The 20,902-nt window shown below is 72.5% G+C and carries 16 protein-coding genes; 5 read left to right on the top strand and 11 right to left on the bottom strand.

What is annotated here, in order from left to right:
* Positions 1–318: 318 nt before the first annotated feature.
* The 8 genes from dxs to ngcE form a co-directional block, all read right to left on the bottom strand.
* Entirely contained in the window at positions 319–2,277 is a 1,959-nt protein-coding gene (gene dxs / locus IHE55_RS23085) for a 1-deoxy-D-xylulose-5-phosphate synthase (protein ID WP_197990774.1), read from the bottom strand.
* Between the two features lie 348 nt (positions 2,278–2,625).
* Complete coding sequence (locus IHE55_RS23080) at positions 2,626–3,900, bottom strand: sugar ABC transporter permease (protein WP_307826790.1); 1,275 nt, start codon at positions 3,898–3,900, stop codon at positions 2,626–2,628.
* Positions 3,897–4,727, bottom strand: a complete 831-nt coding sequence (locus tag IHE55_RS23075) for an ATP-binding cassette domain-containing protein (RefSeq protein WP_197990773.1) — start codon at positions 4,725–4,727, stop codon at positions 3,897–3,899. Before IHE55_RS23075 ends, IHE55_RS23080 begins: the two co-directional genes overlap by 4 nt.
* 197 nt (positions 4,728–4,924) lie before the next feature.
* The gene (locus tag IHE55_RS23070) at positions 4,925–6,025 is read right to left on the bottom strand and encodes a substrate-binding domain-containing protein (protein ID WP_197990772.1); all 1,101 of its coding nucleotides are present in this window, start codon (positions 6,023–6,025) and stop codon (positions 4,925–4,927) included.
* Positions 6,026–6,237: 212 nt separating this feature from the next.
* Positions 6,238–7,449, bottom strand: a complete 1,212-nt coding sequence (locus IHE55_RS23065) for an ROK family transcriptional regulator (RefSeq protein ID WP_197990771.1) — start codon at positions 7,447–7,449, stop codon at positions 6,238–6,240.
* Positions 7,450–7,786: 337 nt separating this feature from the next.
* On the bottom strand, positions 7,787–8,725 hold the full coding sequence (locus IHE55_RS23060) for a carbohydrate ABC transporter permease (RefSeq protein WP_372442719.1): 939 nt from the start codon (positions 8,723–8,725) through the stop codon (positions 7,787–7,789).
* A gap of 154 nt (positions 8,726–8,879) precedes the next feature.
* Positions 8,880–9,887 (bottom strand): carbohydrate ABC transporter permease, encoded by a 1,008-nt coding sequence (locus tag IHE55_RS23055; protein WP_197990770.1) that lies wholly within the window; start codon positions 9,885–9,887, stop codon positions 8,880–8,882.
* A gap of 59 nt (positions 9,888–9,946) precedes the next feature.
* Positions 9,947–11,383, bottom strand: a complete 1,437-nt coding sequence (ngcE, locus tag IHE55_RS23050) for an N-acetylglucosamine/diacetylchitobiose ABC transporter substrate-binding protein (RefSeq protein WP_197990769.1) — start codon at positions 11,381–11,383, stop codon at positions 9,947–9,949.
* A 414-nt stretch (positions 11,384–11,797) separates the two neighbouring features.
* Between ngcE and IHE55_RS23045 the strand changes: the two genes are divergently transcribed.
* Together IHE55_RS23045 and IHE55_RS23040 are read left to right on the top strand one after the other, a co-directional pair.
* A complete protein-coding gene (locus IHE55_RS23045; RefSeq protein WP_307826789.1) occupies positions 11,798–12,277 on the top strand; it encodes a hypothetical protein in 480 nt (159 codons plus the stop codon).
* Between the two features lie 569 nt (positions 12,278–12,846).
* Positions 12,847–13,773 carry an FG-GAP repeat domain-containing protein gene (locus IHE55_RS23040; protein WP_197990767.1) on the top strand — a complete coding sequence of 309 codons (927 nt, stop codon included), beginning with the start codon at positions 12,847–12,849 and terminating at the stop codon, positions 13,771–13,773.
* 368 nt (positions 13,774–14,141) lie between these two features.
* Here the strand turns inward: IHE55_RS23040 and acnA are convergent, their stop codons facing one another.
* Entirely contained in the window at positions 14,142–16,859 is a 2,718-nt protein-coding gene (gene acnA / locus IHE55_RS23035; RefSeq protein WP_197990766.1) for an aconitate hydratase AcnA, read from the bottom strand.
* A 425-nt stretch (positions 16,860–17,284) separates the two neighbouring features.
* Here acnA and IHE55_RS23030 point away from each other — a divergent pair, with 425 nt between their 5' ends.
* Positions 17,285–17,485 (top strand): type II toxin-antitoxin system VapB family antitoxin, encoded by a 201-nt coding sequence (locus IHE55_RS23030; RefSeq protein ID WP_197990765.1) that lies wholly within the window; start codon positions 17,285–17,287, stop codon positions 17,483–17,485.
* 238 nt (positions 17,486–17,723) lie between these two features.
* On the opposite strand, the gene IHE55_RS23025 is transcribed toward IHE55_RS23030, so the two are convergent.
* The gene (locus IHE55_RS23025) at positions 17,724–18,074 is read right to left on the bottom strand and encodes a DoxX family protein (RefSeq protein ID WP_197990764.1); all 351 of its coding nucleotides are present in this window, start codon (positions 18,072–18,074) and stop codon (positions 17,724–17,726) included.
* A gap of 235 nt (positions 18,075–18,309) precedes the next feature.
* Here IHE55_RS23025 and IHE55_RS23020 point away from each other — a divergent pair, with 235 nt between their 5' ends.
* Both IHE55_RS23020 and IHE55_RS23015 read left to right on the top strand, forming a co-directional pair.
* Positions 18,310–19,230 (top strand): LysR family transcriptional regulator, encoded by a 921-nt coding sequence (locus tag IHE55_RS23020; RefSeq protein WP_197990763.1) that lies wholly within the window; start codon positions 18,310–18,312, stop codon positions 19,228–19,230.
* Positions 19,231–19,465: 235 nt separating this feature from the next.
* Positions 19,466–19,864: a VOC family protein gene (locus tag IHE55_RS23015; protein ID WP_197990762.1), complete on the top strand. Its 399-nt coding sequence runs from the start codon at positions 19,466–19,468 to the stop codon at positions 19,862–19,864.
* A 278-nt stretch (positions 19,865–20,142) separates the two neighbouring features.
* On the opposite strand, the gene IHE55_RS23010 is transcribed toward IHE55_RS23015, so the two are convergent.
* The gene (locus IHE55_RS23010) at positions 20,143–20,862 is read right to left on the bottom strand and encodes a CTP synthase C-terminal region-related (seleno)protein (protein WP_197990761.1); all 720 of its coding nucleotides are present in this window, start codon (positions 20,860–20,862) and stop codon (positions 20,143–20,145) included.
* Between the last annotated feature and the right edge of the window lie 40 nt (positions 20,863–20,902).

Raw genomic sequence — 20,902 nt, 5'->3', positions numbered from 1 at the left:
CGGGCGGCGGAGGGGGCGGGGCGCACGCGCCGGGTGCCGTCATTTCATCCGGAACGCGGGCGGCGGGCGGGGGAAGCGCTGGGCCGGCCGGTGTACCCGCCGGCGCGGTGCGCGGGGGCCGGGCGGTGGCGGTTACGCGGTGGCGCGGTGGCCGGATGCGACCGTGGGCGGTGCGCGCGATGCACGCGGGGCGACCGGCGCCCGGCGGTGCTCGGTACGTGCGGGCGGCGGTCCGGGGGCCGTTCCGCCGCGGCCGGGGCAGGGCCGGCCGGACCGGGGCGTCCTCGGCGGGACGGCCCCGGCCCGGCGGGCGCCGGGTCAGTCGCGGGCGGCCTCGGCCGGCTCCGCGGCGGCGGCCGGGTTGTCGTAGCGGCCGTCCAGGCGGGAGACCATGCCGGTGACCTGGCGGGCGATGTCCGGCGCGGTGAGCCCGATCTCGGCCATCACCTCCTTGCGGGAGGCGTGGTCCAGGAAGCGCGGCGGGATGCCGAAGTCACGCAGCGGTACGTCCACGCCGGCGTCGCGCATCGCCTGGGCGATCGCCGAGCCGACCCCGCCCACCCGGCTGTTGTCCTCCACGGTGACCACCATGCGGTGGCGGGCGGCGAGGCCCGGCAGCGCCTCGTCCACCGGCTTGACCCAGCGGGGGTCCACCACGGTGGTGGAGATGCCCTGCTTGTCGAGGAGGTCGGCGATCTCCAGGCACATGGGTGCCAGCGCGCCGACCGACACCAGCAGCACGTCCGCCGCCGGGGTCCGGTCCGCGGCGGCCGAGCCCCGGGCGGGACCGGCCTGACGCAGCACGTCCATGCCGCCGACCCGGCCCACCGCGCGCACCGCGGGCCCCACCGCGCCCTTGGAGTAGCGCACCACCGTGGGCGCGTCCTTCACCAGCACCGCCTCCCGCAGCTGGGCGCGGACCTGGTCCGCGTCGCGCGGCGCGGCGATCCGCAGCCCGGGGACCACCTGGAGGATCGACATGTCCCACATGCCGTTGTGCGAGGCGCCGTCGGTGCCGGTGATCCCGGCCCGGTCCAGCACGAACGTCACGCCGCACCGGTGCAGCGCCACGTCCATCAGCACCTGGTCGAAGGCGCGGTTGAGGAAGGTGGCGTAGACGGCGACCACCGGGTGCAGGCCGCCGGTGGCCAGGCCGGCCGCGGAGACCGCGGCGTGCTGCTCGGCGATGCCCACGTCGTAGACCCGGTCCGGGAACCGCTTGGCGAACTTCTCCAGGCCCACCGGCTGGAGCATCGCCGCGGTGATCGCCACGATGTCCTCGCGCTCCTCGCCGAGCTTGACCATCTCCTCGCCGAAGACCGAGGTCCAGTCGGCGCCGGCGGCGGCGATCGGCAGCCCGGTGTCGGGGTGGATCTTGCCCACGGCGTGGAAGCGGTCCGCCTCGTCGGCGAGGGCCGGCTGGTAGCCGCGGCCCTTCTCGGTGAGGCAGTGCACGATGACCGGGCCGTTGAAGCGCTTGGCGCGCTGCAGGGCCGACTCCAGCGCCTCGATGTCGTGGCCGTCGATCGGACCGACGTACTTCAGGCCCAGGTCCTCGAACATGCCCTGCGGGGCGATGAAGTCCTTCAGCCCCTTCTTGGCGCCGTGCAGCGTCTCGTACAGCGGCTTGCCGACCACCGGGGTGCGCTCCAGGATGTCCTTGCCCCGGGCGAGGAAGCGCTCGTAGCCGTCGGTGGTGCGCAGCGTGGCGAGGTGGTTGGCGAGGCCGCCGATGGTCGGCGCGTAGGAGCGTTCGTTGTCGTTGACGACGATGACCAGCGGGCGGTCCTTGGCGGCGGCGATGTTGTTCAGCGCCTCCCAGGCCATGCCGCCGGTGAGCGCGCCGTCGCCGATGACCGCGGCGACGTGGTGGTCGCGCCGGCCGAGCAGCTCGTTGGCCTTGGCGATGCCCTCGGCCCAGCCCAGCACGGTGGAGGCGTGGCTGTTCTCGATGACGTCGTGCTCGGACTCGGCGCGCGAGGGGTAGCCGGACAGGCCGCCCTTGCCCTTGAGGTCGGTGAAGTCCTGGCGCCCGGTGAGCAGCTTGTGCACGTAGCACTGGTGCCCGGTGTCGAAGAGCACCTTGTCCTTGGGGCTGTGGAAGACGCGGTGCAGCGCGATGGTCAGCTCGACCACGCCGAGGTTGGGTCCGAGGTGCCCGCCGGTCTTCGACACGGCTTCGACGAGGAAGGTACGGATCTCCGCCGCCAGCTGGTCCAGCTGTCCGGGGGTGAGCCGGTCCAGATCGCGCGGTCCCCTGATGCGGGTCAGCAGCACCCGTGCCTCCTTGCAGTCGAGTCGAGCTTTCCGGTCCGACGAGTCTAATGTTCCGACCCCGCCGGGGGAGATCGGCCCACTGCCGGTGTCCGCCCCGCTCCGGGCCCCCCGCCGGGCCCCGCCGTGCTCGGGTCCGGCCCGCGGCGGCGGTCGTGCGTCCGCAGCCTGCGGGGATGGCGCCGCGGCGGTCGCCCAGGGGCGTTCCACCGCGGCCGGGGACCGGTGCGTACCGGGCCCGGGCCGGGTGCCGTAGGCGGTGGACACACGTGCGTACCGGGTGGCGTACGCACGTGCGTGCCCGGCGCCGCGGGTGCGGCGCCGGGGCACGGGTGCGGGGCGGGGCGGGCGTCAGGCCCGGCCGGCCGAGCGCTGGGTTCTGCGGGAGACGGAGTCGATCACCACGGCGGCGAGCAGCACCCCACCGGTGATCATGTTCTGCACCGACGGGGCGATGCCCAGCAGCGCCATCCCCGAGGCGATGGAGCCGATCACCAGCATGCCCAGCAGCGCCGACCAGACGCTGCCGCGCCCGCCGAAGAGGCTGGTGCCGCCGATGACCGCGGCGGCGATCGCCTCCATCAGCAGGGTCCCGGTGCCGGCGGTCTGGCTGGCGGAGGTGATCCGGGAGGCGATGATCAGGCCGCCGCTCGCGGCCATCAGCCCGGAGAGCGCGAAGACCGAGATGCGGACCAGGTCCACGTTGACGCCGGCCCGCCGGGCGGCCTCCACGTTGCCGCCCACGGCGAAGACCTTCCTGCCGTAGGAGGTGCGGCGCAGCACGAAGTCGAGGACCACCAGCACCACCGCGAAGATCACCAGGGCGAGCGGCAGGCCCATGTACTCGTTGAGCCGCCAGGCCGCGGTGAACAGCAGGGCGGCCAGGACGGCGGTGCGCACCAGGATCTCGGCCATCGGCCGGTACGGGATGCCGGCGGCCCTGCGGCGGCGGGCGTCCAGGAACTGGGCGGCGAGGAAGGCCGCCACCACGATCCCGGCGGCCCCGTAGGCGGCGGCGATCCGGGTGAAGTAGTGGCCGGTGAGGTCGGCGATCAGCCCGTCCTCGTCCAGGCCGATGGTGCCGGTGGTGCCCAGCACCTGCTGCTTGAGGCCCTCCCAGGCGAGCAGACCGGCCAGGGTGACCACGAAGGCGGGCACCCCGATCTTGGCGAAGAAGAAGCCGTGCAGCGCGCCGAGGGCCGCGCCGGTGGCCAGCGCGATGAGCACCGCCAGCCCTTCGGGCACGCCCTCCCGCACGCTGAGGACGGCCACGATGGCGGCGGACAGCCCGCTCAGCGAGCCCACCGACAGGTCGATCTCGCCGAGCACCAGCACGAAGACGATGCCGACGGCGATCAGCCCGGTGCCCACGATGAGGATGGACAGGTCGGAGATGTTCTTCGGGGAGAGGAAGGCGTCGTCCTTCCACTGGAACACCGCGCCGATGACGATCAGGCCGACGACGACCGGCAGCGAGCCGAGTTCGCCGCTGCGCAGCTTCCGGCCGAACTCGCGCAGGTAGCCGCGCATGCCCTCCTCCCGGAGCAGCAGCCGCGGGTCGACGGCGGTCACGGCGGCGGGCGGGGTGTCGCCGGCGGCGTCGCGCTTGTCGAGGTTGGTGGTCACTGGCCGGCCTCCGCGCGGTCGCTTCGGGTGCTGGGCCCGCCGTCGGCGGCGCCGTCGCGGCGGGCCCGGCGGCGGGTGACAGCGTTGTCGGTGGCTCCGGTGATGGCGGAGATGATCTCTTCCTGGGAGGTGGTGGCGACCGGGAAGGTGCCGTTGTTGCGTCCCAGGCGCAGCACCGCGACGGTGTCCGCGACCGCCTTGACGTCGGCCATGTTGTGGCTAATCAGGATGACCGCCATGCCGCGGTCGCGCAGCCGCTCGACGAGGTCCAGGACCTGCGCGGTCTGCTCCACGCCGAGGGCGGCGGTGGGCTCGTCGAGGATCACCAGGCGCGGTTCGCCGAGCATCGAGCGGGCGATGGCCACGGTCTGGCGCTGCCCGCCGGAGAGCGCGGCGACCGGGATGCGGACGGAGGGGATGCGGATCGACAGGGTGTCGAGCAGTTCCCGGGAGCGGCGCTCCATCTCGACCTCGTCGAGCACCCCGGCGCGCCGGATCTCCCGGCCCAGGAAGAGGTTGGCGACCACGTCGAGGTTGTCGCAGAGCGCGAGGTCCTGGTAGACGGTGGCGATGCCCAGCGCCTGGGCGTCGTGCGGGCGGGCGACCTGCACCGCCCGGCCGCACCACTCCATCACGCCGCCGTCGGCGGGGCCGGCGCCGGCGATGGTCTTGACGAGGGTGGACTTGCCGGCGCCGTTGTCGCCGACGAGGGCGACGACCTCGCCGGCGTGGACCTCCAGGTGGACGTCGGTCAGCGCCTGGACGGCGCCGAACCGCTTGGAGATCCCGCGTAGAGCCAGTACGGGTTCGTTCGGCACGATGGCCATCTCCGATCTTGGCTGGGGGAAAGCCGGTGGGCGCGGGGGTCTCCGCCCCGCGCGGGTGGGGTGGGCGGCAGGCCCTCCGCGGGTCGGGCCCTGTGCACCGAGCACGGACCGCGGTGCGGGCCGGGACGGCCGTGCGGTGCGAGGGGCCGCCGGTGGCCGGTCGGGGGCGCGCCGCCGCGGCGGGCGGCGCGGGCGGGTCATGTGAGACCGGCCGCCCGGCAGGCCTTCGCGTACTTGGCGGTGCAGATCTGGCCGGTCTTCCACAGCCCGTCCCGGACGACGGTCTCCGCGACGTTGTCCTTGGTGAGCGCGATCGGGGTGATCAGGGTGCTGGGGATGTCCTGGGTGGTGGGGCTGTCCACGGTCGTCCCGGCGTCCACCGGCCGGCCGCGGCCGAGCGCCACGGCCATCTCGGCGGCGGCCTTCGCCTCCGGCTCGTAGGGCTTGTAGACGCTCATGTACTGGTCGCCGGCGATCACCCGGCGCACCCCGGCGAGTTCGGCGTCCTGCCCGGTGACCGGTGGCAGCGGGTCGAAGCCGCCGCTCCGCAGGGCGCTGATGGCACCGCCGGCCATCCCGTCGTTGGCCGCGTAGACGCCGATGATCTCCTCCCTGCCCAGGGAGGAGATGGCGCCGTTCATGCTCTCGTTGGCCTTGTCCGCCAGCCAGCGGTCCACGTCGTAGCTCTTGCCGATCTCGACCTTGCCCTTGAGGACGGAGAGCGCGCCCTTCTTGAACAGGGCGGCGTTGGGGTCGGCCTCCCAGCCGTTGAGCATGACGATCTTGCCCTGGCCGGCCTTGTCGCCCAGCGCCTTCAGCAGCGACCGGGCCTGGACCCGGCCGACCTCCTCGTTGTCGAAGGAGGTGTAGGCGGAGACCGGGCCCTCGGCGAGGCGGTCGTAGGCGACCACCGGGATACCGGCCTTGTCGGCCTTCCGCACCGAGCCGGCGATGGCCTCGGAGTCCACCGCGTCCAGGATGATCACGTCCACCTTCTTGGTGATCATCGAATCGACCTGCTGCTGCTGGGCGGAGGTGTCGGACTTGGCGTTGTTGTACACGACCTCGCAGCCCTCACAGAGCCGCTTGACGTGCTTGACGATCAGGGGCCGGTCGAAGTTCTCGTACCGCGCGGTCTGGTCCTCGGGTAACAGCAGCCCGATGGTGAGCGGCCCGGTCCTCTTCTTCTTCGCCTCTCTCTGGGCACCGGCTTCCTTCGCGTAGCCGCAGGCGGCGAGGGCCGCCGTCATGGCGACCGCGGTGGCCGCGGTGGCGACCCGACGCATCGTTGTGCGCATGGGGGGTACCTCCCTGACGAGGCCGCGTCAAAAGCGGCCGAGGTGGCAGGCAGTCAACTCGGCCGGTAGCTTGACGTCAAGAAGTAAATACTTAACGAGACGGCAACGATGCCATGTGTTTCGGCCATGAAGGCGGTGCCGGTCCGTCCGGGCGCACGGAAGCCTCCGACGGGCGCACCGGCCCGCCGAAGTTCACGTTCCGTAACGTCACCTCAGGAGGCGGCTCCGGTGACGGCCGGGCCGCGGGCGCCCGCCGAGCCGTCCAGGAGGGTGGAGTCCCCCATCTCGCTGAGCACCAGGGCGAGCGCGCCCAGCACCTCCGCCCGGCCGCCCAGCGCCCCGGGCAGCACCGACAGCCGGCGGGCGGCGCTGGGGATGGCGTAGCGGGACACCGACTCCCGGATGGGGTCGATCACCAGGTCGCCGGCCTCGGCGAGGTGGCCGCCGAGCACCACCCGGCTGGGGTTGAGCAGGTTGCACAGGTTGGCGACGCCGCTGCCGATGTGCCGGCCCACGTCCGCGACGACCCGGCGGCACCCCGGGTCGCCCTCCCGGGCCAGCTGCACCATGCGCTCCACCGTCAGGTCCGGCCCGTGGCTGGAGTGCAGCAGCGGCAGCACGTACCGGGCGGCGGTGAAGGTCTCCAGGCAGCCCCGGTTGCCGCAGCGGCACACCGGGCCGGACTCGTCGAGCGTGATGTGGCCGATCTCGCCGGCCGTGCCGCCCGGCCCCCGGTAGATCCGCCCGCTGATCACCAGCCCGGCGCCCACCCCGCTGGCGACCTTGATGTACGCCAGGTCCGCGACCCCGCGCCCGGCGCCCCACACCAGCTCGCCGAGCGCGCCGAGGTTGGCGTCGTTGTCCACGTGCACCGGCACCTCCAGCCGGGCCGCCAGCTCCTCCCGGGGGTTGGTGCCCGCCCAGCCCGGCAGGATCGCGGTGGATCCCAGTGCCCCGGTCTCCACGTCGATCGGGCCGGGCACGCCGAGCCCCACCCCGATGACCTTCCCGCGGTCGATGCCGGTGGCCTCGATCAGCCGGCCGACCAGGCGCTCGGCCCGGTCCAGGCCCTGCGCGGCGGAGGCGTCCACGTCCAGCGGCTCGGCCTCCTCGGCGAGCACCTGGTGGGCCAGGTTGCCGACCGCCACCCGCAGGTGGGTGTGGCCGAAGTCCACGCCCACCACGATGCCCGCGTCCCCGCTGAGCGAGACGCTGCGGGCCCGGCGGCCACCGGCCGAGGTGGGGGTGACCTCCACCGTGCCGCTGTCCTTGAGCTCCCGGACGATGTTGGAGACCGTGGCGGCGGACAGCCCGGTGCTCCGGGCGATCTCGGCCTGGGTCAGCGACCCGGCCATCCGCACCGCCCGTACGACCCGTTCCAGGTTGGCCCGGTGCAGCGACGACTGCGACCCCGGAGTCTCCACGCCCATTCACTCCTGCCCATGACCGGCCCCCGGGGGGCCGCCCGCCGGCCGGGCCACGACGAGGGCGGCCCGGCGCTGTCTCCAACACCTGAACCCTAAGTCGATCCGCCTGGGTTGTTCCCGTCAAGTCCGCCCCGTGGGCCTCCCCCGCCGTGCGGCGCGGCCGGGGGCCGGTGACCGGGCGGCGGGACCGCGGAACACCACGGACACGGCTGACACGGCGGCGGCGCCGGCCCCGTGGGAGGGGACCGGCGCCGCCGCCGTGGATGCCGCGTGGAGCGCCGCCCGCGGCGCCCGGGGCCGGACGCGAGCGTGCCCGCGCCGCCGCCCGGCGGCCCTACTTCACCGCCCCGGCGGTGAGCCCGGACTGCACCTGGCGCTGGAAGATGATGTACACCGCGAGCACCGGCAGCATCGCCAGCACCAGCCCGGCGAAGAGCGCCGACCAGTCCGACCGGTACTGCTGGCTGGTGGTGAGCTGCACCAGGCCCTGGGTGAGCACGCGCTTGTCCTCGTCGGTGTTGAGCACCGTGGGGAGCATGTACTGGTTCCACTGGCCGAGGAAGTTGAAGATGCCCACGCTGATCAGACCCGGCTTGGCCATCGGCAGCATGACCTGGAAGAACGTCCGGGTGTGCGAGGCCCCGTCCAGCATCGCCGCCTCGGCCACCGAGGTCGGCAGCGTCTTGAAGAAGGAGGTGAGGAAGAAGACGGTGAACGGCAGCGAGTAGGCGATGTAGACGAGGATCAGGCCGTGGTAGGTGTTGAGCAGACTCATGTTCTTCATCACGAAGAACAGCGGCACCAGCGCCAGGATGATCGGGAAGCTCATCCCGCCGACGAAGCCGAAGTAGACCAGCCGGCGCCCGGGGAACTCGAACCGGGCCAGCACATAGGCCGTCATCGAGCCGAGCAGCATCGTGCCGGCCAGGGAGCAGCCGACCACCACCACGGTGTTGAGGAAGAAGTCGCCGATCTCCGACTCGTTCCAGGCCCGTGACCAGTTGTCGAAGTGCAGCTTCTCCGGCAGCCCCCAGGGCGAGGTGAAGATCTCCTTGTCGGTCTTGAGGGAGCTCATCACCGCCCACAGCAGTGGCAGGGTGACGAGCAGCCCCCAGATGATCAGCACGCCGTGCGAGAAGACGTTGAGCACCTGTCCCTCGCTGCCCATCCGGCCGCGGTCCTTGGCGGGCGGCGCCGCGGCGCCGGGTGCGGCCGGGGTGTCCTCCTCGCCGGGCACGGTCCCCAGCCCGGAGGGCTCTGCTTGCGCGGTCACTGTGCTACCCCCAGATCTGCGGTGGTGCGGTGGTTCCCGGGCGCGCCCGGCACCGGTGCGGCGCCGGACGGCCGCGGCGCGGTGGCGCGGTCCGGTCCCGCGCCGGTCGGACCGGCCGTGGGCGCCCCCGGGGCGCCGGCCGTGGTGCGGGCCATCAGTACTCCAGCCGTTCGCGCCGGCCCAGCCGGGAGACGATGACCGCGAAGATCAGGGTGACCACGAGCATCGCGACACCGATCGCGGTGGCCCGGCCCGCCTGCCCGTCCCGGAAGGTCTTGGTGTAGACGTACAGGCCCAGGACCTGGGTGGAGTCGGCCGGCCCGCCGGGGCCCACGGTCATGATCTGCACCACCGCGAACGCGTCGAGCGCGATGATGCCCATGTAGATCCAGCCGGTCTGCACGGTGTCCCACAGCAGCGGCAGGGTGATCCGGAAGAACGTGGTGATCCGGTTGGCACCGTCCAGCAGGGCCGCCTCGTAGAAGTCCCGCGGGATGGAGCTCATGGCGGCCGAGAAGAGCACGACGTAGAAGCCGACGTTGCTCCAGACCATCACCGCCATCAGGCACCACAGCGCCAGCTCCGGGTCGCCCAGCCACAGCTGCTCCAGGGAGTCCAGCCCCACCGCGTCCAGCGCCGCGTTCAGCGCGCCGTTGCGCGGGTTGTAGGTGAACTGGAAAAGCAGCGCGACGATCGCGATCGACAACACCTGCGGAAAGAAGTAGATGACTTTGTAGATGCTCGATCCCTGGACGCCGGCGACCGCCGCGTTCTTTCTCCGCCGGCCGCCGACATTCAGCATGAAGGCGAAGAAGAGGCCGAGACCGAGCGTCACCAGCGGCAGTATGAGCAGCAACAGGATGTTGTGCCCCAGCGCTTTCCAGAAGACGTCGTCATTGAGCAACCAGTCGTAATTCTTGAACCCGACCATCTTGTAGTCGGAGCTCAGCCCGGTCCAGTCCGTGAAGGAGTAGTAGATGGCCTGGACGAAGGGCGAAATCACGAATACCGCGTAGATCACCAGCGGCACGGAGAGGAATCCGGCGACGAATCCGTACTTCCGGTACCACCGGGTGAAACGGTTCCCCCGGGGGGCCGGGGCGGCGGCCGGGCGGCTTCGCCCGACCGGCTCCGCCCCGCCCACCTTCTTGACCTGCTGCATGCTCTACCGACCTCGCTCTTCCCCGGCGGACGGCACCGCCGGTGACGCACCGGCTGTCGTCAGGAGTGCTTGTACTTGGTGACGGAGTCGTCCTTGGCGGTGTCGTCGGCGAACTTCTGGATCTTCTTGATCGCCTCGGCGGGGGTCATCCGGCCGGCCATCATCTCGCCCAGCGCGCCGATGCCGATCTGCTGCTTGTTCAGCCCCACGTACCAGTCCTGGATGCGCGGGTTGAGCACGTTCGGGCCGGCCTTGGTCAGCAGTTCCTGGGCGGAGGCCAGGCCCGACGGCAGGTCGACCCCCTCGGTGCCGCCGTTGAGCGAGGTGAGCGAGGACACCTGCCGGATGAAGTTCTGGCTGGACTTCTTGCCGAGCATGATGCGGAGCAGCTCCATGCCGCCCTGCGGGTTGCGGGCGTTCTTGGGCACGATGAACGGCTCGCCGCCGCTGGCCCAGATGGTGCCGAAGGGCATCTTGTCGCCGTCGTCCAGGCTCGGCGGGGCGCCGACGGCCATCTGGAAGTCGTCCGGCGTGGTCTTCTTCGCCTCGTTCTCCACCCAGGAGCCGTTGGGGATGAAGAGCGCCTTGCCCTGGGTCCAGTCGGTCTGCGCCTCGGTGTGGCTCTGGCTGGGCGTGCCCTCCAGGATGTACCCCTTGCGGTACAGCTCGTAGTACGCCTCGAAGGCGGCCTTCACGGCGGGGTGCTTCCAGGCGTTCGGCTCCAGGTTGTCGATGGAGTCCAGGACCTCGCGGCCGCCGATCTTGCCGATGAAGGGGTAGAGGCTGAAGGGCAGGTAGTACGGGTACTTGCCGGGGTACGTCCAGCCGGCGATGTCCTTCTTCTTCGCCTCCTTGCACAGCTTCAGCATGTCGTCCCAGGTCTCCGGGTACTCCCAGCCGTGCTTGGCCAGCAGGCTGCGGGAGTACCAGATGCCGTAGACGGTGTAGGCGTAGTACAGGACCCAGACCGGCTTGCCGTCGAAGCGGCCCATCTCCACCACGCCCTCGCGGAGCGTGTCGCGGACCTTCTTGCTCGGGTCGTCGATGGACGGCGCGTCCAGCAGCGGGGTGAGGTCGGTGAGCTGGCCCTTGCCCACGAGGGTGCCGAAGTCCATCTGCTCGGCGCCGGAGTTGTCGATGAGGTCCGGCGGGGTGCCGCCGTTGAAGCGGGGCTGGAGCGTGGTCTGGATCTTCTGCGTCGCGGTGTGCTTGATCTTGCCGGCGGTCTTCGGATACCGCTTCTCGAACTCCTTTTCGGCGTCCTTGGCGTACGCGTCGCCGAAGCCGCCGTCGAAGATGACGACGTCGAGGCCGGCGCTCTCGTTGACCGCGAGCGGGTTCTTCTCGCTCTTGGTCCCCTTGTCCACCTTGTCTCCGTCGCTGTCACCCCCGCTGGCGCACGCGGAGAGCGCGCCCAGGGACGGCACCGCGATCAGCCCGAGTGCCGCGGACCGCTTCACCAGGTCACGGCGGCCGAAATCTGAGGTGGATCCCATGCTCAAGTCCTCGCCTTCATCAGGACTCAGGCGGTGAACGGTCTCCCGTGCGCCTCGCCTGAGGGCGAGGGGTCCGACACCGCGGTCAATTGGAGCCTTGAACCTTGAAGCTGAGTGGTGCTGGATCTGGCGTCGGGAGCGATGAACCTGTGACGACGCCGGTTCACACCAATGCCGCAGCCCCCGTTGGCCGACCGCCGTTCGTACGGCCGCTCGGACGCCGACAGGTATAGTCCACTTATCCGGGGCTGGGCAAGATCGATAACATTTTTGGTCGGGGTCTTTCCCGAGTTGAGACCTGTTCGACATACCGTAGGGGACACAGGCCCGTACGGCGCGTTGCCGTGCGAGCGAGGATTCGAGAGGCGGCTCCCATTGCTCCGGACGAAGCTCCCCGTTGCCACCACCCTTGTCGTGGTCGCGACACTCGGACTGACCGCGGGCTGCGGCTCCGACGGCGGCGGTTCGGCCGAGGGGGACAGCAAGGGCGGTACGACGGTCGGCAAGGCCCTGGCCCAGCTCCCGGTGGAACCCTCCGAGGAACCCACCCCGACCCCGACCGAGGACCCCACCGACGAGCCCACCGACGAGCCGACCGGCAACCCGCTGGTGACCCCGGACGTCAAGATGGGCAACTGCGGCTGGGACTCCTCCAACTACCCGTACGCCGAGGTCAAGATCGAGAACTCCTCCTCGACGAAGCAGGACTACAACATCTTCGTCGGCTTCACCGACAAGGACGACGAGGTGGTGACCACCGGGATGTCCTCCGGCACCTCGGTGGAGGGGAACGGCCGTAAGACCGTCAAGGTCAAGGGACTGGTGGCGGATTCGGCCAAAAAGGCGAAGACCTGCAAGATCTCGCTGGCCACCAAGCGCGACGCGCTGGACTGACCGGCACCCCGCCGGCCTGCGGATACGGCCGGCCGCGCACCGCCGGCCGGCCGACAGGAGCCGCGTGACCCGCTTCCACGGGTCCGCGGCCCCTCATGCGTATCCGGCCAACTTCCGGCCGGGCCCGACCCCTGTCCGGTGAGCCGCCGCCGGCCGCCGACCGGTCGCCCCGCGGTCGCCCGCGGTCGGCCGCACCCTCTCGCGCCCGGAGCGCGACCACGGGCGGCGCCGCTCCCGCGGTCCGGCACATCACACCCTTTCGGACGTCAGCCCTTCGGCGGACGGCCCGGTTCCGGGCCGCGGGCCGTGGCCGCGCAGCCCCCGGCGCGTACCGTGCGCCCCGCGCGCCCCGGCCGGCGCCGGGGGCCGGAGGAACCCCGATCCCGCCGGGCCCGGACGGGCTCCCGATCCCGGACGAACCCCGACCCCACCGGGCCCGCCGGGAGGCTTCCGTCCGGCGCAAACCCATTGACAGGTGAAGGCCGTGTGAAACGATCAAGAAGTTATGGCGGCGCCCCGCCGAACACCGGGTGCGCCGTATTGACCCATACACCCCAGTGGAGAACCACGTGGCCCAGACTTCTGGCCGCCGCCGCGGCACCGCCGTGGCCCGGCTGACGACCGCGGCGATAGCCGCCGCACTGGTCGGCACCTCCGCCGGAGCCGCCGTGGCCGACACCCCGGCCCCCGCTCCGGCCTCTGTGAACGGCGTGCAGCAGGCGGGCGAGCGGCTCGTCGGCGCGCCCTCGGCCGCCCCGCGTACGGTGGCCGCCCCGGCCCCCGTCCTGCCGCTGATGGCGTCCGTCCGCTCCGGCGACCTGTACGCCTACGAGCCCAACGGGCGGGGCGGCCTGACGTCCCGCGAATGGGTGACGGACAGCTGGCAGAGCATCGACGCCTCGGTGCAGGTCGTCACCGGCGACGTGTACGGCCTGTACTTCCGGACCCTCAGCGGCGCCCTCGGCTACAGCAACGGTGACCGCACCACCTGGCTCGGCGAGGACTGGGCCCGGTACGACGTGCTGCGTTCGGTGGGCAACCTCGGCGGTGCCAAGTACGCCGACCTGATCGCCCGCGACCGCTCCGGCGTGCTGTGGCTGTACCTGGCCAAGGCCGACGGCACCCTGACCGGGCGCAAGAAGGTCGGCCCCGGCTGGGGTCAGTTCACCCAGCTGGCCGGCCAGGGCGACCTGACCGGTGACGGCAAGGCCGACCTGGTGGCCGCCGACCGCTCCGGCGTGCTGTGGCTGTACAAGGGCACCGGCGACTACACCAAGCCGTTCGCCCCGCGCACCCGGATCGGCAGCGGCTGGGGCCAGTTCAACCACCTGGTCTCCAGCGGTGACGTGAACCTCGACGGCCGCTCCGACCTGCTCGCCCGGGACAAGGCGGGCGCGCTGTGGCTCTACGAGGGCACCGGCAAGGCCGCCGCCCCGTTCAAGGCGAAGAAGAAGATCGGCAACTCCGGCTGGAACCAGTACGTCCAGATCTTCTGAGCCCCGCTCCGACGTGGACCCGGCCGGGCCGCACTCCCCACCCGGGGTGCGGCCCGGCCGCCGTGTGCCGCCGTACCGCCGCCCGGCCGCGGGTCCGCCGGCGCCGGGCCACGCGAGAGGCGGCCCGGCAGCACGGCGCCAACCGCCCCGCCCGGGCGCGTCCCCCGCCGGCTCGCCGTCGCGCTCCGGCGCGGGACGCCCCGCGGGGACGGGCTCTCCCGGCCCCGGTGGCTGCGCACGCGTGGGCCCGGACACCCGGCGGCCGTGCGCGGCGGCCGGGCGTCCGGAACGGGCCGCGCGGCGGCCGGTACGCGGACGGGCCGCACCCCGGGGAGGGGTGCGGCCCGTTTTGCGGTGTGGGCCGGGGCCTACTTGCGGATCAGCGAACGCAGCACGTACTGCATGATGCCGCCGTTGCGGTAGTAGTCCGCCTCACCGGGGGTGTCGATGCGGACGACCGCGTCGAACTCGACACCGGTGTTGGTGGTGACCTTCACGGTGCGCGGGGTGGTGCCCTCGTTCAGCTCGGTGACACCGGTGATGGAGAAGGTCTCCTCGCCGGTCAGGCCGAGCGACTCCGCCGAGGCGCCCTCGGGGAACTGGAGCGGCAGCACGCCCATGCCGATCAGGTTCGAGCGGTGGATGCGCTCGTAGGACTCGGCGATGACGGCCTTGACGCCCAGCAGCGCGGTGCCCTTGGCCGCCCAGTCACGGGACGAGCCGGACCCGTACTCCTTGCCGGCCAGCACGACCAGCGGGATGTTCCGCTCGATGTAGTTGCGGGAGGCGTCGTAGATGAAGCTGACCGGGCCGCCGTCCTGCGTGAAGTCGCGGGTGAAGCCGCCCTCGGTGCCCGGCGCGATCTGGTTGCGCAGGCGGATGTTGGCGAAGGTGCCGCGGATCATGACCTCGTGGTTGCCGCGGCGGGAGCCGTAGCTGTTGAAGTCGCGGCGCTCCACGCCGTGCTCGGTGAGGTACTTGCCGGCCGGGGTGTCGGCCTTGATCGCACCGGCCGGGGAGATGTGGTCGGTGGTGACCGAGTCGCCCAGCTTGGCCAGGACGCGGGCGCCGGTGATGTCGGTGACCGGCTCCGGGTCCATGGTCATGCCCTCGAAGTACGGGGGCTTGCGGACGTAGGTGGACTGCGGGTCCCACTCGAAGGTGTCGCCGGTCGGGATCGGCAGCGCCTGCCACTGGGCGTCGCCGGCGAACACGTCCTGGTAGGAGGTGGCGAACATGTCCTCGCCGATGGCACCGGCGACGACGTCGTTGACCTCGGCCTCCGAGGGCCAGATGTCCTTGAGGTAGACCGGGTTGCCGTCGGTGTCGGTGCCGAGGGCCTCCTTGGTGATGTCCACCTTCATGGAGCCGGCGATGGCGTAGGCGACCACCAGCGGCGGGGACGCCAGGTAGTTCATCTTGACGTCGGGGTTGATCCGGCCCTCGAAGTTGCGGTTGCCGGAGAGCACCGAGGTGACGGCCAGGTCGTGCTCGTTGACGGCCTTGGAGACCTCCTCCGGCAGCGGGCCGGAGTTGCCGATGCAGGTGGTGCAGCCGTAGCCGACGAGGTTGAAGCCCAGCTTGTCGAGGTACGGGGTCAGGCCGGCCCGGTCGTAGTAGTCCATGACGACCTTGGAGCCCGGGGCCAGGGTGGTCTTCACCCACGGCTTGCGGGTCAGGCCCTTCTCCACCGCCTTCTTGGCCACCAGCGCGGCGGCGACCATGACGTACGGGTTGGAGGTGTTGGTGCAGGAGGTGATCGCGGCGACGGTGACGGCACCGTGGTCCAGCTCGTAGGTCACGCCGTCGGGGGCGGTGACCGGAACCGGGTTGGAGGGGGCGCCGTTCGGCGTGTTCGCCGGGGCGTCGGAGGCCGGGAAGGACTCCTTGCCTGCCTCGTCCACGCAGTCCACGTAGTTGCGGATGTCCTGGGCGAACTGCTGGGCGGCCTGCGCGAGGACGATGCGGTCCTGCGGACGCTTGGGGCCGGCGATGGAGGGGACGACCGTGGAGAGGTCGAGCTCCAGCTTCTCGGAGAAGTCCGGCTCGGCGGCCGGGTCCAGCCACAGGCCCTGCTCCTTGGCGTACGCCTCGACCAGCGCGACCTGCTGCTCGCTGCGGCCGGTGAGCTTCAGGTAGTTCAGGGTCTCGTCGTCGATCGGGAAGATCGCGGCGGTCGAGCCGAACTCCGGCGACATGTTGCCGATGGTGGCGCGGTTGGCGAGCGAGGTGGCGGACACGCCCTCGCCGTAGAACTCCACGAACTTGCCGACGACGCCGTGCTTGCGCAGCATCTCGGTGATGGTGAGCACCAGGTCGGTGGCGGTGGTGCCGGTGGGCAGCTCGCCGGTGAGCTTGAAGCCCACCACGCGCGGGATCAGCATGGAGACCGGCTGGCCCAGCATCGCGGCCTCGGCCTCGATGCCGCCGACGCCCCAGCCCAGCACACCGAGGCCGTTGACCATGGTGGTGTGCGAGTCGGTGCCGACCAGGGTGTCGGGGTACGCCTGGCCGCCGCGGACCATGACGGTGCGGGCCAGGTGCTCGATGTTCACCTGGTGGACGATGCCGGTGCCCGGCGGGACGACCTTGAACTCGTCGAAGGCGGTCTGGCCCCAGCGCAGGAACTGGTAGCGCTCCTTGTTGCGGCCGTACTCCAGCTCCACGTTCTGCGCGAAGGAGTCCGGGGTGCCGAACTTGTCGGCGATGACGGAGTGGTCGATGACCAGCTCGGCCGGGGCCAGCGGGTTGATCTTCGCCGGGTCGCCGCCGAGCTCCTTGACGGCCTCACGCATGGTGGCGAGGTCCACGACGCAGGGCACACCGGTGAAGTCCTGCATGATCACGCGGGCCGGCGTGAACTGGATCTCCTGGCTCGGCTGGGCCTGCGAGTCCCAGTTGCCCAGGGCGCGGATGTGGTCGGCGGTGATGTTCGCGCCGTCCTCGGTGCGGAGGAGGTTCTCCAGCAGCACCTTCAGGCTGTAGGGGAGGCGGGCGGAGCCCTCCACCTTGTCCAGCCGGAAGATCTCGTACGACTCGTCGCCCACCTGCAGCGTGCTGCGGGCGTCGAAGCTGTTCGCCGACACGGCAGTCTCCTTCTAGCGTGATCTCGCGCGTACCACCGCAATCCTGCCGTCGCAGGTCCGTGCCCGTCCGCTAAGGTATGCCTAAGTTAGGCGAGCCTTACCCGAAGTGGCCGCGGTACGCCTCTCGGTAGATATCTCGATGTCGAGATAACTTTAGTACATCGCCGCTCGATGGTCATGCCTCCCCCGGGGTCCGCGCCCTCGCCCGGCCCGGGTGTCCACCCACCGGCTCCCCTCGCCTCACCCTCCGTCTCCTTCCCCCTCCGTCTCAGTGAACCCGCTCCCCCGGGTGATCGCATGTGTCGCCGCGGGGCCGGCACCCCGCGCCCGGCGGGGCCGTCCGCCTCCGGTCTGCGCGGAGGGCTGTGCCGGGCCGGGGTGAGTCGTTAGAGTCCCGCCAGGGGCGGCGCGACGAAGGGGGCACCGTGGCGAAGGTCAACGTCAGTCTCGACGCCGAGCTGGTCGTCGAAGTGATGGTGCTGGCCGGCGTCGGCTCGCCGCAGGACGCCGTCGAACTGGTGGTACGGGACTACATCGCGCGCGGTCACCGCACCGAGGCGCGCACCGAACTCCGGGAGCAGGGGCTGCGGGAGGCGGACGCCCGGCCGCAGGAGCCGCAGGGCTGACGTCCGGGCGCCGGCGGGGGCGGGTGGCGCCCCACAGGCGGGCCAGCCGGGTGCGGCGCGGCCGGCCGGACGTGGCCCGGCGGCCGGGGGCGGCCCCCACGGCCGCCCCGTGCGGACGGGTCCGGCCACCGGCGTGCGCGGAAACCACGCACCGGCGGGTCGGGCGCAGCGCCGACACCGCACGGGCGGGCCAGCGGGCAGCGGACCCGGCCGGAACGGACCGGCGCGGGGAACAGGCTCAGCGGGTCACGGCGAGGGCGGTCGAGGCCACGGCCAGGCCGAGGAAGGCGAGCGGGAACGCCATGTTGTGGTGCACCCGGGCGCGCAGGTGGGCGACGACGGCGCCGGTGAAGAACAGCACCAGGCCGAGGCCGGCCGTGATGCCGAGGGACCGGTGGCCCAGCAGCCCCAGGAGCAGCCCGGCGGCGCCGGCGGCCTTCAGCGCGGCGAGCCCGGGCAGCCAGGACGGCGGTACCCCGACCTCCGCCGAGTTGGCCAGGACGAACCGGGCCCTGGCGAGGTCCGCGGCGGCGATGGCGGCGTTGGCCGCGACGGTGATGCCGGTGACGGTCAGATCGAGCGGGGACATACGTCATCCCTTTCGGACGGACGGTGGACGGGACACGGGCGGAGAACCGGACACGGCCGGTGACCGGACACGGCGGTGACCGGACACGCCCGGTGACGGGACACGGCCGGCGACGGCGGGACACCCGCCGCGGACGCCGGTGGCACGGCGGCGGAGCCACGCCGCCGGCCCTCTGTCCCCAGCCTCTCCGGCCCCCCGTTCGACCGTCCAATACCTGCGTCCATAACCTGGTGGCATGGATGTCGATCTCGACACCCGGCTGTTGCGCACCTTCGTCGCCGTGGCGGAGGACGGGAGTCTGACCCGCGCCGCGGAACGGCTGTTCGTCTCACAGCCGGCGCTGACCAAGCAGATCAAACAGTTGGAGTCCCGGCTCGGGGTGGCGCTGTTCACCCGGTCCCGGAACGGCATGGCCCTCACCGAGCCGGGCCGCGCCCTGGCGGAGCGCGCGCCGGCCCTGCTCGCCGAGTGGGACCGGATGCTGCGGGAGACCCGGAGCGCGGCCGGGCGGGCCGCCCGGGTGCTGCGGGTGGGTTTCCTGGCGAGCGCGGCGAACGAGGCGACCCGGCACATCGTGGCGGAGTTCGCCCGCCGCCGGCCGGGCTGGCGGGCCGAGATGCGCCAGGCCGCCTGGTCCGACCCGACCGCCGGGCTCGGCGGCGGCACCGCCGACGTGGCCCTGCTGCGGCTGCCCTTCCCCGGCCAGGAGGCGCTGCGGGTGACGGTGCTATTCACCGAGCCGCGCTGGGTCGCGCTGCCCAGTGCCCACCCGCTGGCCGCCCGGGAGGTGATCGCCTTCCGGGAGCTGTGGGACGAGCCGTTCGTGGCGGCCCCGGCGGCGACCGGCCGGTGGCGGGACCACTGGCTGGCCGCCGACGAACGGGACGGCCGGCCGGTCCGGGTCGGCGCCGTCACCGACCAGCCGGACGACTGGCTGAGCGCGATCGCCAACGGCTACGGCGTCGCGCTCGCCCCCGCCTCGGCCGCCCGCTTCTACGCCCGCCCGGGCGTCACCTACCGCCCGGTCAGCGGCGTCAGCCCGAGCCGGGTCGGCGTGGCCTGGTCACCGGCCGACGACACCGACCCGGTGGTCCAGGACTTCGTCCGCTGCTGCCTGGACCTGGTCCCGGGGCGGGACGGCGCCGGACCGCGCTGACCGGCCCCGCCGGACTCCTCCCGCCTGCGGCCCGCGCCCGAACCGTGCCCGCGCCGGGGCCCGTGCCCGAGCGTGCCGCCCCGGACCGGACCACGCCCGACCGCGCCGGGCGGGACCGGCCGGCGCGGGTGCCGCGCGTGTCGGCGCGAGGCCGGCGCCGGCCGGCCGCAGACTGGCGGCAGGGCCGCGTCCGACCGGGCGCGGCGACCGGAGCAGGAAAGGAGGCCGGCCGCCCATGTTCGGCGACATCGCGGCGTTCAGCGGCTTCTCGGTGGACGACATCTCCCGGGCGAAGAAGTTCTACGGCGGAACGCTCGGGCTCGGGGTCACCGAGGAGAACGGCATGCTCACCCTCCACCTCGGCGGCGGCGGGCAGGTGCTGGTCTACCCCAAGGAGAACCACACGCCGGCCGGCTTCACCGTCCTCAACTTCCCGGTGCCGGACATCGATGAGGCGGTGGACACCCTGGCGGCACGCGGGGTGGCCTTCGAGCGCTATCCCGGCTTCCACCACGACGAGCGCGGCATCGTGCGGGCCGAGGGCGGACCGCCCATCGCGTGGTTCACCGACCCGGCGGGCAACGTCCTGGCGGTGCTCCAGGGCGAGGGGCTGGCGTCCGACCCCGACCGGTGACGGTGCGTCCGCCGCCCGGAGGGTGTGGGCACCCTCGCGGCCACGGTCGGTCGGCCCCCAGGGCCGGTGACGGACCGTCCGCCGCCCGGATGGTGCCGGCGTCCTCCCCCAGTCCGGCCGGTGACGGACCGTCGGCCTCCGGGCCGGTGTGGGACCGTCCGCGCCCCCGCCGGCGCTCCGCCGGCGACCCCCGTCCGCCGGCGGACCGCGCCGGCCGGCGCGACCGCGCGGAGGCGTGACCGGCCGGTCCCGGACCGCGCCCGGCGCACCGGCCGGGTTCAGCCGCGGTGCCGCACCGCCGCGGCGGCCAGCGCCCGCACGGCCGGATGGGGGTGGCTGCCGTCCCCGGCCAGCTCCGGCTGGAAGAGCGTGGCGAGGAAGAACGGGTGGCCGGGGAGTTCGGCGATGCGCACCTGACCCTGCTCGTCGGTTCCGGTGAAGCGCATCCCCCCGGCGCGCAGCGCGTCCAGGTGCCCGGCGGCCGGCCCGTAGGCGCAGTGGTACCGCTCCTCCGTGCGCTCCGCGCCGAACACCCGTGCCGCCAGCGAGCCGGGTTCGATCCGCACCGCCTGCTGGTGCCCCACGAGTGAGCAGGCGAGCGGGGCGATCAGCGGGTCGGCCGCGCCGGGGTCGTTCTCCGCGTGCGCGGCGCCGGACAGGCCGCACACCGTACGGGCGTACTCCAGCAGCATGTGCTGGAACCCGGCGCAGGTGCCGAGGAAGGGGATCGACTCCTCCCGGGCGGTACGGACCGCGGCGAGGGCGCCCGCCTCGCTGCGGTAGGGGCTGCCCGGCAGCAGCCAGACCGCGTCGAACCCGCTGACGCCGCCGTCCGGTCCGGCGGCCTCCTCGGTGGGGATCCAGTAGGCGTCCAGCCGGAGCCGGTCGCGGGTGGCGAGCGCGTCGAGCAGGGCGGGTATCCGGACGTGCGAACGGACGGCGGCGGAACGGTCGCCGACCAGCGCGATGCGCGCCGCGACCGTGGGGGTCTGAGTCATGCCGCCATCCTGCGGGGCGACCCGGCATCAGCGCCAACGA

The organism is Streptomyces pactum, from assembly GCF_016031615.1.
Taxonomy (GTDB): domain Bacteria; phylum Actinomycetota; class Actinomycetes; order Streptomycetales; family Streptomycetaceae; genus Streptomyces; species Streptomyces pactus.
The sequence above is the reverse complement of the archived record's forward strand: the minus strand, read 5'-3'. Positions and strand labels throughout refer to the sequence as shown.